The sequence below is a fragment of the Priestia sp. SIMBA_032 genome, from assembly GCF_046535215.1.
GTDB classification, from domain to species: domain Bacteria; phylum Bacillota; class Bacilli; order Bacillales; family Bacillaceae_H; genus Priestia; species Priestia aryabhattai.
Window position 1 is genome coordinate 215,287 of the sequence record NZ_JAWRXD010000001.1, and the last position, 13,257, is coordinate 228,543.

Here is a 13,257-nt window from a genome sequence, read left to right on the forward strand (position 1 = left end):
TTGCAATAAAAAAATAATGAATAAAGGATCTGATTACAGTGAAATATGTTGTGTATGTGGGAGGAATTTTACTATTAACTCTGGGAATTGCTTTGACCATTCAATCCAACCTAGGAGCTTCACCTTTTGATGCACTTTTAGTTGGACTATCCCTAAACGTAGGTCTTAGCATTGGAAGCTGGGAAATGATACTTGCCAGTGTTTTAATTTGCGTCAATGCTCTTTTAAGCAAACAAAAGCCGGAAGTACTGGGACTGTTGACCGCATTCATTACGGGTCTTGGTATTGATGTATGGCTTTTTTTATTAGAGAGTTGGGCTCCCTTTGAAATGTGGTACAGCAAATTATGTTGTTTTGGAATTGGTTTAATCATTATAGGTGTAGGAACCTCAGCCTATTTACATACAAATTTTGCACCTATTCCAATTGACCGCTTGACATTAATCATACAAAAACTAGTTAAAACCAATTTATTTCTTTCAAGAACATTTATTTACCTCACATTCCTACTAGCTGCGATGCTTTTAAACGGACCAATTGGTGTTGGAACGTTATTAACCGTGTTTTTAGGCGGCGTGCTGCTTAATTTTTTTATGCCCATTACTAAAAGAGCATTAGACTGCATTTTAACAAACTCTCGTATATCACAAAATCATACTAAAGATCATAAACGCTCCATTACATAACTGAAATAGAACGTTTATGTACAATCATCATTCACATATAAAAATCGGATCTCCAGTTAGAGATCCGATTTTTATATGTGACTAGTTTACACTATTTATTTTGCCTCAGCTTTAATAATAAAACGATGTTGTTTTGCGTCAAAGAAACCTTTAGACTGTATAATTCCATGTATGTTATGCAACCCTTCAATATATGTTTCTACATCAAAATTAGGAACTTGCCAAGGAATTGCTTTTAAATAAAAGACAAGCGCTCCAATATCATAAAATCTCTGTACAGGAAACTCTTCTTTGCAAGAGATAATGTTAAAAGAACTTTGTTTAAGCTCTTCTATTGCTTTCTTTAAATTCCAATTACAAAACTCTTTATTTATTGGAACCCCTATACATTCATTGATTCGTGAACAGTCTAATCCTCCCACTTGCTGCGTGAAAAACGTGCCTTCCTTTGACAAAATCCTTCTTACTTCTGAAGCACAAAAAGATTCGTGCTGGTTCAAAATCAAATCAAATGTATCATCTTTAAACGGTAAGTTTTCGTCTTCAGTTCGTTCAACAACTTTGACACCAAGCGGTTCTAAACGTTTTTTAGCAATTGGAACGTTAGGTTTGTATCCTTCTGTAGCATACATAACGCGAGGAAAAGGCTGTAACAAAGATAAAAATTCCCCTCCTCCTGTTCCCATATCTAAAGCAGAATTGGATTCTTGAATAAGACGAAAAGCTTCACTTCCGTATGACCACGAAAGCATGTTGCTATCCATACGACCAGTACGAGTAATAATAGAAAAATCCCATCCAGTAAAATCAACATTTGTATTGTTTACAGCGTTTAAAAAATGTTTGTCCGTTATCATATTAAACTCCTCCTTTTTATAGCTAGCATTAATCATCTATCCTAAACTAGTAAAAGGCGGACCACGGACATATAGACAGCATTGTTATGTTTCATGTGCTAACGTATTCACACTAACCGCTCCTTTATTAAAATTACGTATGCTTCATTTGCTTGTCCATTCATATGTAATATCGGGTAATTGCTCTTCGTTTTCACATCCTCTTTTTATAATACTGAAGCCGTGTTTCTCGTAAAACCTCTGGGCATTTTTATTTCGTTCGAATGTACGTAATATTAATTTTCCATTTGATTCTATCTTGGCTCTTTCGAGTAAAAGCTGTCCGATTCCTCTTCCTTGATAATCTACATGAACGTACAGCTGGCTAATTTCATCAGCATGATAAGCAATCATTCCTACTATTTGTTCATCCATTAACACTAATTCAATTTTATAGTGTGCTGACAGTATATGATTTAAAAAATAGACATGACGGTCAAAACTGTACATTTCCATTTGTTCAATCGCTTTTTCTTTACTATCTCTCCACATTTTTACCGTTGCCTCAGCAAATTGAGGATGATAGTGAACAATATCAACATTAAAATGGGCCATACATTTTCTCCCTCCCCTGTCATAGTGCTATTTGTATTTTTAATGTCGTTATCTAAGCTTGAAGCTTCTCAAAGTCTTGCTTTAATAAAGAATACATATACAAATCATCAAATTTCCCACACGTAAATTCGTAGCTTCTTAATAGGCCTTCTTTTATAAAGCCATGCTTTTTTATTAATTTTTGTGAAGCAGCATTAGCGGGCTCTATTAATGCTTCAATTCTCCGCAAATTAAAATGTGTAAAACCATATTTTATAACGGCGCCCAATGCCTCATTAGCAATCCCATTCCCCCAGTAATCTTTGCTTAGCTCATATCCAATTTCTGCACGGTAATGGTTATGAATTCTATTAAGAAACCCGCAGCTGCCAATAATGTCATCCTGTTCTTTAAGAGTAATACCCCATCTTATTCCAGATTTTTCGTTTAAGATTGATTTATACCACGCAATCTCATTTAAAGCATCTTCAACCGTTTTAAAAGGCTCTAGTCCGTAGTGTTTCATTACTTCTTTATCAGATAAGTATTTTAAAATAGTGCTTGCGTCTTCTGTTTCAAATTCCCTTAGGGTAAGCCTTTTTGTTTTAATGACGGGAAAATAATTTGACACCTGTACCTTCCCTCCTCTTATCCATTCATTAACTAAACGGATCTTTTCTCACAGCTTTATCTAATTTAAATAACCGCTAGTAAGAAATTTCTTTTATTATTACTGAATTCCTTTTTAATACTAAATATTTGTCGAGAAATGAGTAAAAAAAGCACGTATAACTTCATTTTAAAATCAGAACCTTCATTTCTTTTATATTTGTTAGTTATAAAAATTAAAGGAATGAAAGCTAGTAATGAAGAACTCTTTTCTAACTAGTCTAAATGAGATAATAAGGAGAAAAAGATGAAGCTGTATGGTGATTTTAAAAAAGAAGATTGGCTAAATGTATTAAAGCTATCAGAAAAAGAGCTGCCTAATGCATTTATTATTCATGGTGAGTGGGCATTTCAAGATAATATAAATTTATGGAAAGAGATCTTATCCACTGATGTGCATATGCCTAAATGGAACACGGTAATAGGTAAGTTAAATAACAGAAATATAGGATTTGCGAATGTGTATGGCAGTCCGATGGCGTCAAACATCGTACATCAATTTGCCGGCAGCGGAACCGACTTATTTATTCAAACGGGATATTTTGGAGGCTTATCTTCCACTGTACAATATGGAGATATCTTAATTGTATCTGCAGCAAAAATGCAAGATGGCGTATCACACTGGTATTTACCAGAACAAACGCTTGTGGAAGCTGACAAAGAGCTAGTGGAAGCCGCCTGTAGATATTGTGAACAAAAAGGCTACAGCTATATAAAAGGACAGACGGTCAGTATGGGTGCCATGCTGATTGAGACGCATGACATGGTAAAGGAATGGTCGCTTGCAGGTTTTCTCGGTGTGGATATGGAGACAGCTACTACTTTGGCCATTGCTCATAAATTTAATAAGCGCGCTGTCGGCTTATTAAATTTATCAGACCACCTTCTTCACGGCGACACTCTTTATTCGTATACAAAGGACAGAGAGTTAATGGAAAGTGAAACTGATAAAGCAATTCGCGATGTAGCTCTTTATTTAAGCAGTACATATTAAAATAGTACAAAGAAAACAAGATAACTGCCCAGTTATCTTGTTTTCTTTGTTTCCTAGCTTTTCACATCTGAGGTCTATAGCTTGTGTATAAAGAGGATCCTCTTTGTTATCAGCATTTAGATTTTTATTTATTTATTTATTGTTTAAACCGGCTTCCAACGTATCACACAGAGCTAATTTATAATTGGTTCGTTCTAAATGCAGATAGGTTTGTGCCATGTCTGCTTCCACTTTCTTTTTATGGTGAAGCATCATGTTTCTACGTTCGCTGATTGTACTTTCGCCTTTTTTATATGACTCTACATACTACTTAATCTCAGCAAGCGGCATCCCTGTTGCACGTAAAGCTAAAACAAACTTGACCCACTCGATATTATGGTCATTGTATAGAAGCTGATTATGTTCATTTCGTTCGATAAACGGTAAAATACCTTCCTTTTCGTAGTATCGCAGAGTGGGCGCAGACAGCCCCATTTTTTTGCGTGTCTCTCACTCTCATTGTATAAGACATTAAGAAGCATTCAGCATTTTCTGCTCCTTTTTTCCCTTCTCTTTAATTAGTAAGACACCTAACAACCCCATCATTGAAAACAAAATGGGAATCATAAAAGCATAATGATAACCAACATGCAACGAACGCTCAGGGAATAAATCCAGGACATTTCCGAAAATACTAGGTAATAATACGGCGCTTAAAAAGCCTCCCATATTAGCAAAACCTGATACAACTCCTACTTCTTTTACTGAGAAGGATTGACGTACTACGGCAAATGTCAAAGCGCTTGCGCCGTTTCCAAAGCCGATGATAAACAGTAAAATAACGACTAGCATGAATGAAGGTTTCACTCCGGTTAATAATAATCCTGTCCAGCTAAGCACCACAATAAGATGAATAAGTGAATAGATTTTTTTAATGGAGTTTAACCTGCTTGATATCCAGCTGATTAAAGGTCCGCCAATCATAGCGCCAAACAAACCGTACATAATAAGCTGACTTGCATCAGCGCGAGATAAATGAAACACATTCATTCCATAAGGAACTCCCCAAGAACCAATAAAACCAATGTATGTACCCACTACACCAAAATGACAAAGAAATGTTGCCCATGCTTGACGAGTCGTCATTACCCTTCTTAAAATTGCCCATACGCTTTCTTGAGTCTTGACAGAGGATTTATTTGCTTTAGCATCATCTTGAAATAACCGTTTAGGTTTTATGACTAAAACGACATAAAGCAGGTAGGACACCGCCATTAAAACTAGACCTATGCTAAGAAAAGGAACCCTCCAGCCTGAAAATGAAATCCACATAGACAAAGGCACCGTAGCTGATAATGAACCTACACTTCCTACCAGCCCAATTAAACCTAATAGCTTTACAAACTCATTTCCTTTGAACCACTGACTTAAAATTAACACTAAATTGACAAAAATCATGGAGTCTCCCGTACCTACTAGTAAACGAGAGAAAATTAACACATATTCGTTAGGAGCCGTGCTGTAGATAAGACTTCCTATTCCAGTTAAAAGCGACCCTATAATCAAAAATCGATTGGGACCGTATCGGTCAGAAAGTAAACCAATAGGAATCTGAAGACCTGCATAGGCTAAAAATTGTATACTAGTCATTAATCCTATAACAGACGCTGAAACGTGAAAATCTTTCATTAACTGTTCTGTAATAAGTCCAGGGGCTGTTCGTTGACTGACAATCAAATAATATGCTAGTAAAGCGGTCCCAAAAACAACCCATCTGTAGCTACTTTCCTGTTTGTTCATTTTGACAGATCCTCTCATGTATAATTTTTCTGCGTAGAAATGCTGGTGGAAAACGTTTAAGAGATGAAGATATTGATAGAACGAAGGTCTGTTTGATAAATAAGTCGCTATTGCAGACAGCTCTTCTTTTTATCCTTGTTTTTCCTTTCTATTATAATTTTAAGTTTTTAAAGGTGATTTTTCAATGAGGGATGTAATCTTGTAATATACCTTTTGCAATTTCTTTTCACTATTAGATATCCAAGTTAGAGTCGTTCTCGCCATTTTTCGGGTGTAAAAACCTTAATAATGACCCATAAATAACCTATATTACACATAGAGCTTTTAAATAAAGCCTTCTTTCACTATTTTGCCGGTGTTCAATAAGTTGGTATAAAACTTGCATGTTCATTTATGAACACTTATTAAAGGAGGAGAACTTTATGAAAAAAGCTGAACGTAAGAAAAGTATTAAAAAGCAGGTCATTACTTGTGCTGTTCTCGCGGCATCTCTTTTACTTCCAATCTCCACTTCCGCTGCTTCTGCACCTTATACGCTTTATCAAGTCGGAAATACTGCAGACAAAGCTACTAGTACAAGCTTCGGACAAGTCTATATGGGCGGAAGCATCGATGTAGATGAAGCATTCAAATGGATGATTCAAAAGGCAAGCGGCGGAGATTTCTTGGTTATAAGAGCGACGGGTACTGACGCCTATAATTCATATATCTATGACCTCGCCAAAAGCATAGGTAAGCCCCTTAACTCTGTTAGCACAATTGTTGTTGATGATTTAATAAAAGCAGGTTCAGACTCTTCTTTAATTGACAAAATTAACAAGGCAGAAGGTATCTTTTTTGCTGGAGGCAATCAAGCTGATTACGTAGATTTCTTAGAAGGATCCCCAGCTCTTACAGCCTTAAATAATCGTATTAATCAAGGCATTCCTTTTGGAGGAACAAGTGCCGGCACCATGATTCAAGGTGATCACGTTTATGACTCTATCTCAGCAGGCTCTACAACTTTAGATTCGAAAACAGCGCTAAACAATCCCTATAGTTTTCTTATTTCTTTTACAGATTATTTGATTCAAACCCCGCATAATAATAACATTCAAACAGACACTCATTTTGAACAACGAGATAGAATGGGACGCTTTTTAACATTTCTTGCACGTAATATTCAAGACGGAGAAGAAACTGGAACAAGCGCCAAAGGAATTGCTGTTAATGAACAGTCAGCGCTTCTGGTAGAAAAAGATGGTTCAGCTAAAGTAGTAACACAGCCAGGCTCTACAAACGCAGCTGTTTATCTAGCTAAAACGAATAAGGCGCCTGCTACTTGTATAAGCGGTCAGCCGCTGACGTTTAATAACATTTCTATCTATAAACTATTCAATGGCAGCACTTTTAATCTTTCCACTTGGACGGGTTCTGGAGGGTTAGCTTATACTTTAAACGTAAACGGCGGTGTTATTACTTCTTCTACAGGAAAAGTTTACGGCGAAAATCAGCCGTAAACGGTAAATGAATACCCTATTTTATAGAAAAGGGAAACTTGATTAGTAAAGGTTCCCTTTCTTCCTTACATCAAGGATTGATTAAGTGTTGTTTTGTTTTTAAATGATACAGATAATGCAGTCCTTTTTCTGTTATTTTCGTTCCTGCTCTGCCTCTGCGCTTTATAATATACTCTTTTTCTTCTAGTACATCCAAACGATTTCTCACCTGCTGTTCTGTAAGTGTAAAGCCTTTTAAATGCTGTGTGATCCACTTTCTGCTTGCTGCTTTTCCGGTATCATTACACTGTTTTATCGTTTCTAACAGGGCATGATTTTCTTGAAGTTCGATTAAGTCAACCGATTCATTTTCAACTTCATACAAAGAATGTTCCTCTTTTTGACTACTAAGCCTATACTCTACGTCTTTTGCTTTCATTTCGTTTTCATCGCAGACGGTAAGCAAATACTCGATGACTCCTTTTAATTCTCTTATATTTCCTAACCATTCATATTCGATAAGCAGCTTCATCGCTTCTGGATGGATATGCGTCCACGTTTTTGATTTGGAAACAAAATGATGAATCAGTAAAGGAATATCGGTTCTTCTATATCTTAAAGGAGGAATCGTTAAAGATAATACATGTAAACGATAGTACAAATCTTCTCGAAACAAACCTTCTTTCATTTTATGTAGTAAATTGTTGTGAGTAGCTGCTATGATCCTTACATTGATCGGAATGACTCTTGTACCTCCTACCCGTCTAATTTCTTTTTCTTGAAGCACCCTTAGAAGCTGGGTTTGTAAGCGCGGGCTGATATCACCAATTTCATCTAAAAAGATTGTACCTTTATCAGCGCTTTCAAACAGCCCTTTTTTGCCGCCTTTTTGCGCTCCTGTAAAACTGGCTTCTTCATACCCAAACAGCTCACTTTCTAGCAATGTATCGGTCATAGCACTGCAATTCACGGCAAGAAACGGTCCATTTTTACGTGTAGAATGATTATGGATAGCCTGAGCAAACAGCTCTTTTCCTGTACCGGTTTCTCCTTGAATTAAAATAGGATACTCAGTAACCGCCATTTTCCGGGAAATTTCAATCGTTTTAAGCAAAGCTGGGTGTTCTCCAATAATATCTTGATAATCATACTTAGCAGAAAAGCCGTTTTTTCTAAGTTCTGACTGCGCTTTTCCTTCTATTTCAACAGCTTGATTCACACTTTTAAACGTTGCTACCGTAGTATTGCTTTCCTGAATTATAGACTTATAGATGACCATTTCGTACCCGTTTACGTTAAAGTACTGACTTTTCTCTTCGGACGATGTAATAAACTCCACAAGGCCTTCGTTAGAAATGACATGTTGAATTTCACGATCTACAACATCAGAAGAAGATAGCTGAAACAATGATTCTAACCTTTTATTAAATAACGTAATTCTTTTATTGAAATCCACGGCCAGGATCCCATCTTCTACTACATTTACAACACTCTTTACATGGAGGTGAAGTTCTTTCATTTGCCCTTCTGCTTCTATTAGCTTTTTTTGCAGCTCAATAATATTTCGTAAATAGCGATCCCAAATAATTGAATGATTAGACTGATTAAAACCAAATGATTTTATAAGTTCAAAAATGGTCGCCATATCAAAAAGCCTAACGCCTATATCAATTACATGTTTTACATATGGCGGACATAAGTGAATCTCACCTGGAGAAACAGCAACTTCCACACCTTCGTAATAGGTCTTTTGCTTTTTAAAAGGAATAAACTGAACATGATTAATACCTACTTGATAGAGAGATTCTATTAATTTAAGGGTTTCTTTATCGTCATCGTTTACAATTAATACTCTTGTATGGGCAGGGATTTGCAGCAATTCATTTATATGTTTATGGTGAATTGTTCTATTTCCTACAATTTCATGTGCATGCTGAACGTCTAATCTGTCCTTCATTTCATGCTTTATACTTTCTGATGAGTAGAGTACAACATCGCCATCAATTTCACCCGGTAATTCTTCGTCAATCGCAAAGCATTCAATAAAAATGTAATCGTCTAGCAGCTCTTTTAATTGATTGTGCAAAATGATTCTAGTTTGCTTACTTCCTGTTATTAAAACTAATTTCTTTTTCATCGTATGAACACCTTTCTACAGGCCTTTAAATTTGCTTGCCTTCAGAGATTAGTCTTGGAATACTGTACCTATCATTTTATACGTTGCTCTCCATTTCATCTAGCGGACGTTTGTCCCTATTAAGAATATAAACAGGCAAAATGGGGGTGGTTCTTCAAGAATCCGTGTTAAAAAAAGCGCCTCCACTTTAATAGGTGGAGGCACGATGTGCTAAAGTGCTAGATACATTGGATTACTTTTCTTTTATTTAATGTCTACGTTTATTGATTTGATATCTAAGGCTACCTTTACAATGGAATAATCGTCTTTTTGACCGTCGGTATAAGCCCAATACCCATTGCTTTCGGGGCTTTTTCGGAAGGTAAGCTCAAATCCTTTGTTTTGGTTAAACGCATAGCTCTTTATTTCTTTGCTCTGAGCGTTATCAATAAGATCGTAAGCTAAAAACTTTCTTAATACACCGTGTGGAGAGAAAAGACCTGTATTTGGTCCAACCTTTTCACTGTAGTATTCATTTTTTCTAGTAGACGTTTTAGCTGGGTTTATGACGATTTCTTTTGTTGTGATATTTACTTTATCGCCTGGAGTAATACAAGAGATAACAATATTTTTGTAATCACTCGGAAATTTGTCATTTGTCTGTACCTTCGCTAAGTCAACTAGCGTAATACCGCCTCTTCCCGCAACTTCTATTTGTTTTTCTTTATTATTTACCACCATAGCAGTATCTTCATCAATTCCGTATGAAAGCTGATTTTTATTTCCTTTTTCATATGCTGTTGCAATAAGACGTCCGAGTCTTGCTTTGTTGTCAAAATGCTGATCTACAAGACCGTATTGGAAGAAGCCAAGGCCTTTTTCTAAATAAGCAGGCCCTTGTTCTTGCTGAGTCATATCATCATATGTGTCTGTAAACCCGTACGAAAGAGCTCCGTAGCTATCCCCGCCAGCGAGCATAGTATTACTCATAATTGCAGCTCCGGCGCTCGTACCGCCAAGTACTGCTCCCTTTTTATACGTATCCCATATAGCTTGTAAAACTTTTGAGTCCGAACCATTTTCATTACGCAACGAGCCCGTAATCAAGGTTTGATCTCCTCCTACAAACCAAATGCCCGTTAGCCCTTTAACTTTTTGCGCTAGTTTATCACTGTTCATATTTGTTTTCCAAGTCGACTCATTTTCAGAAGTTCCTTTAAAGTCATGGTTCGAAATAGGTAAAATTTCTATATTTTCTGCTTTCACTCCGTATTTAATTAAATCACTTTTAAACTGATTAGAAGAGTCGAACTTAGTACTCGCTGCAGGCACAATTCCTATTTTGGCTTGTTTTCCTCCTGCAAGATTAATAAGCTTGTTATACACGCTTGAATTGCTGCTGCCAAGCGCTCCTCCTGCAATTAAGAGATTACCTTTAATCGAATCGTATGCAGGACTTTCAGATGAAGAAAAAGTAGATTTTTTATACGTTAAACTAGTTTTTCTATCCGATTGGAATTTGACGGTTTTGGGCGTAATATCCATTCTTACATTTACAATGGAATAGTCATCTTTTTGTCCGTCAGTATATCTCCAGTAGCCGTTTGTGTCATTATCCTTTTGAAAAGCAATTTCGTAACCAGACCCTCTACTGTCATAAACATAGCTGCTAGCAGATTTCATCGATTTATTGTCAACAAAAGAATATGATAAATAAGCCTTTAATCTTCCATAGGGTGTAAAAACACCCGTAGCAGGCAGCGCGTTAAAGGAATTATATTCAAATCCCTTCGTTTCTACTTTATCTTTTGGAAATTCAAATGATTTTAAATGATAGTCAATTTGATCTCCAGGAGATAAGTAACTAACTTTTATGTTCGCTAAGCCTGAACGCGCTTTTTGCTTAGATGTATAGCTTGAAGCTGATTTTAGCTTAGTTTCGCTCATATCCAAGACAGCTACTCCGCTTCGTCCAACAACTTCAATTTTTTGATCTTTATTATTAACAACCATAGCTGTATCTTCGTCCACACCGTATGCAAAGTTTTTTTCTTTCTCACGTTCAGAAGTATATGCAGCTACTGCAAGTCTCCCAAGTCGTGCTCGTTCATCCATATGCTGATCGATTATGCCGTGTTGGAAAAAACCCAGCCCCTTTTGAACTGATAAAGGCTCGTACTCTTTTTTACCATCTTCCCCTTCATTTACATGCTTATTTGCCTTGTTTCCTATACTTTCTTTTAAAGCTCCTAGACTGTCTCCCCCCGTAATCATGACGTCACTCATAATTGCAGCTCCTGCACTTGTACCTCCGATTACTGCACCTTTACGGTATATATCCCAAATAGCTTTTAACGCTTCGGAATCGCTTCCATTATTTTGCCGAAGGGAATCTACAATTTTTGTTTGGTCTCCTCCAACAAACCAGACTGCCGTTAGTCCTTTAATTGTACTGGATAACTTCTTATCGTTTACTTGACTCTTCCAAGTTGATTCATCTGTTTCTGTGTCAGAAAAATCGTGAGTTGAAACGGGAAGAATTTTAATAGAATCTGAGTTCACTCCATATTTCACGAGGTCATCCTTAAACTTTTCAGAGGCCTGCAGCGTTGTGCTGGCAGCTGGGATAATCCCTACTTTTGCTTTTTCTTTTCCTCCAGCAAGCGAGAGAAATTTTTCATATACATCATGATTTGACTTTCCTACACCTCCGCCTGCAATAACAAGGCTGCCTTTAATGTCTCCAGTATTTTCTTGTGCTTTTGCAAGCAGGGGTGTATTTAAAGAAGAAAGTAATGTAAAGCTGATAAGACATGAAACAAGTTTCTTTTTCATTTGAAAGATCCTTTCCACGCAAATTTTAATACCTTTCTCTGACTAGCTCGTATCTTTCCTCGATACTTTCGTTAAATGATGTCTAAAACCTTTTATTCAAACGTTCCTTTCACAACAGGAACACCGTCCTTTACCATTACTTTACCTTGAGCAAAAACCGTTTTAATTGTTAGCGTCTCTTTATCTAAAAGAACTAAATCTGCATCTTTTCCAGGTTGAATATGCCCTTTATTGGACAGTTCTAATACTTTAGCAGGGTTAGATGTAATGACTTGAAGTGCTGTTTCTAACGGCACTGATTCTTCTAGTACTGCATCTCGCACTTCTTGAAATAAAGAAGACACTTTTCCAACTTGAAGACCTTTATAATCTCCGTTATTATCAAAAAACGGCAGGCTTGCTTGTCCGTCAGATGAAAACGTAATATTCGAAATCGGAACTTCTTCTTCAAGCATGATGCGTAACCCTTTGCTGCACTTAACTTCGCCTTCTTCTAAAAAATAGGGAATGGTGCTAGTCGTAAAATCTACATAGCCGCCTCGTTTTGCAAATTGAATTCCTTCTTTAAACAGCTCTTCATTTCGGTTAATATGTGTAGGGTGAAACTGACGAATTGGCAGGTCTGTTTCATCTGCGATTTGATTTAATAAAGATAATTTCCGTTTTCCATCTCCTACGTGAATCTCTAATATCCCAGCTTTTCCTGATAAAATTCCTCCATTGCGGGCAGCAGCAGCCACTTTTACCAGTTCTTCAAATGTGGGTTCAGAAGAACGGTGGTCAGAAATGGCAATTTCACCTACTCCAATAATTTTATCAATTAAAATAAGGTCTTCTTCGATGCTGGTAGTTAAGGTTTTTACTGGTATTTGATAGGAACCTGTATGAATGAAGCAGCTAATCCCTTCTTCTTCTAATCCTCTTGCTTTAGCAAGAAGACTTTCCATTCTTCTTGTTGTACCGTCTGTTCCAAGTACACCTACAATAGTTGTAACACCGGCAGTCGTTGCATCGGTTAACATTAGTTCAGGCGTGCGTGTTTTATATCCGCCTTCTCCTCCTCCGCCAATAATATGAACATGTGAGTCAATAAATCCTGGAGCTATAATATCATTAGCAGCGTCTACAACATGAATAGGAATGGACGTATTTACATGATCAATACAATCTTCTATAAGGATGATTTTGCTGTCTGCAAGCAATACGTCTTTTTTTCCTAAGTGCTGTGGTGCATATACTTCTGCGTTTTTGATTAAGGTTAACAACTTCT

The 13,257-nt window shown here is 36.7% G+C and carries 11 protein-coding genes; 3 read left to right on the top strand and 8 right to left on the bottom strand.

The window, feature by feature from the left end; genetic code table 11:
• The first annotated feature begins 38 nt into the window (after positions 1-38).
• Positions 39-686, top strand: coding sequence for a YczE/YyaS/YitT family protein (locus SB717_RS01125; RefSeq protein WP_098621366.1), 648 nt, complete (start codon positions 39-41; stop codon positions 684-686).
• Positions 687-781: 95 nt separating this feature from the next.
• On the opposite strand, the gene SB717_RS01130 is transcribed toward SB717_RS01125, so the two are convergent.
• From SB717_RS01130 to SB717_RS01140, 3 genes are all read right to left on the bottom strand, one after another.
• A complete protein-coding gene (locus SB717_RS01130; RefSeq protein ID WP_074678111.1) occupies positions 782-1,543 on the bottom strand; it encodes a class I SAM-dependent methyltransferase in 762 nt (253 codons plus the stop codon).
• A gap of 144 nt (positions 1,544-1,687) precedes the next feature.
• On the bottom strand, positions 1,688-2,137 hold the full coding sequence (locus SB717_RS01135; protein ID WP_410903028.1) for a GNAT family N-acetyltransferase: 450 nt from the start codon (positions 2,135-2,137) through the stop codon (positions 1,688-1,690).
• A gap of 52 nt (positions 2,138-2,189) precedes the next feature.
• Positions 2,190-2,747, bottom strand: coding sequence for a GNAT family N-acetyltransferase (locus SB717_RS01140; protein WP_410903029.1), 558 nt, complete (start codon positions 2,745-2,747; stop codon positions 2,190-2,192).
• A 285-nt stretch (positions 2,748-3,032) separates the two neighbouring features.
• On the opposite strand from SB717_RS01140, the gene SB717_RS01145 reads away from it, so the two are divergent.
• Positions 3,033-3,779, top strand: coding sequence for a phosphorylase family protein (locus SB717_RS01145; RefSeq protein ID WP_410903030.1), 747 nt, complete (start codon positions 3,033-3,035; stop codon positions 3,777-3,779).
• 306 nt (positions 3,780-4,085) lie between these two features.
• On the opposite strand, the gene SB717_RS01150 is transcribed toward SB717_RS01145, so the two are convergent.
• The gene (locus SB717_RS01150; RefSeq protein WP_410903031.1) at positions 4,086-4,253 is read right to left on the bottom strand and encodes a MerR family transcriptional regulator; all 168 of its coding nucleotides are present in this window, start codon (positions 4,251-4,253) and stop codon (positions 4,086-4,088) included.
• Positions 4,254-4,289: 36 nt separating this feature from the next.
• Positions 4,290-5,558 (bottom strand): MFS transporter, encoded by a 1,269-nt coding sequence (locus SB717_RS01155; protein WP_410903032.1) that lies wholly within the window; start codon positions 5,556-5,558, stop codon positions 4,290-4,292.
• A 422-nt stretch (positions 5,559-5,980) separates the two neighbouring features.
• On the opposite strand from SB717_RS01155, the gene SB717_RS01160 reads away from it, so the two are divergent.
• Positions 5,981-7,057, top strand: coding sequence for a cyanophycinase (locus SB717_RS01160; protein ID WP_410903033.1), 1,077 nt, complete (start codon positions 5,981-5,983; stop codon positions 7,055-7,057).
• Positions 7,058-7,127: 70 nt separating this feature from the next.
• On the opposite strand, the gene SB717_RS01165 is transcribed toward SB717_RS01160, so the two are convergent.
• From SB717_RS01165 to iadA, 3 genes are all read right to left on the bottom strand, one after another.
• The gene (locus SB717_RS01165; RefSeq protein ID WP_410903034.1) at positions 7,128-9,173 is read right to left on the bottom strand and encodes a sigma 54-interacting transcriptional regulator; all 2,046 of its coding nucleotides are present in this window, start codon (positions 9,171-9,173) and stop codon (positions 7,128-7,130) included.
• A gap of 243 nt (positions 9,174-9,416) precedes the next feature.
• Positions 9,417-11,987, bottom strand: coding sequence for a cyanophycinase (locus SB717_RS01170; protein ID WP_410903035.1), 2,571 nt, complete (start codon positions 11,985-11,987; stop codon positions 9,417-9,419).
• 92 nt (positions 11,988-12,079) lie between these two features.
• Positions 12,080-13,252, bottom strand: coding sequence for a beta-aspartyl-peptidase (iadA, locus tag SB717_RS01175; RefSeq protein ID WP_410903036.1), 1,173 nt, complete (start codon positions 13,250-13,252; stop codon positions 12,080-12,082).
• Positions 13,253-13,257 lie beyond the last annotated feature (5 nt).

Coding starts and splice junctions, on each gene's coding strand:
- SB717_RS01130 (WP_074678111.1), bottom strand. CDS start 1,543: ATGATAACGGACAAACATTTTTTAAACGCTGTAAACAATACAAATGTT.
- SB717_RS01135 (WP_410903028.1), bottom strand. CDS start 2,137: ATGGCCCATTTTAATGTTGATATTGTTCACTATCATCCTCAATTTGCT.
- SB717_RS01145 (WP_410903030.1), top strand. CDS start 3,033: ATGAAGCTGTATGGTGATTTTAAAAAAGAAGATTGGCTAAATGTATTA.
- SB717_RS01150 (WP_410903031.1), bottom strand. CDS start 4,253: ATGGGGCTGTCTGCGCCCACTCTGCGATACTACGAAAAGGAAGGTATT.
- SB717_RS01155 (WP_410903032.1), bottom strand. CDS start 5,558: ATGAACAAACAGGAAAGTAGCTACAGATGGGTTGTTTTTGGGACCGCT.
- SB717_RS01160 (WP_410903033.1), top strand. CDS start 5,981: ATGAAAAAAGCTGAACGTAAGAAAAGTATTAAAAAGCAGGTCATTACT.
- SB717_RS01165 (WP_410903034.1), bottom strand. CDS start 9,173: ATGAAAAAGAAATTAGTTTTAATAACAGGAAGTAAGCAAACTAGAATC.
- SB717_RS01170 (WP_410903035.1), bottom strand. CDS start 11,987: ATGAAAAAGAAACTTGTTTCATGTCTTATCAGCTTTACATTACTTTCT.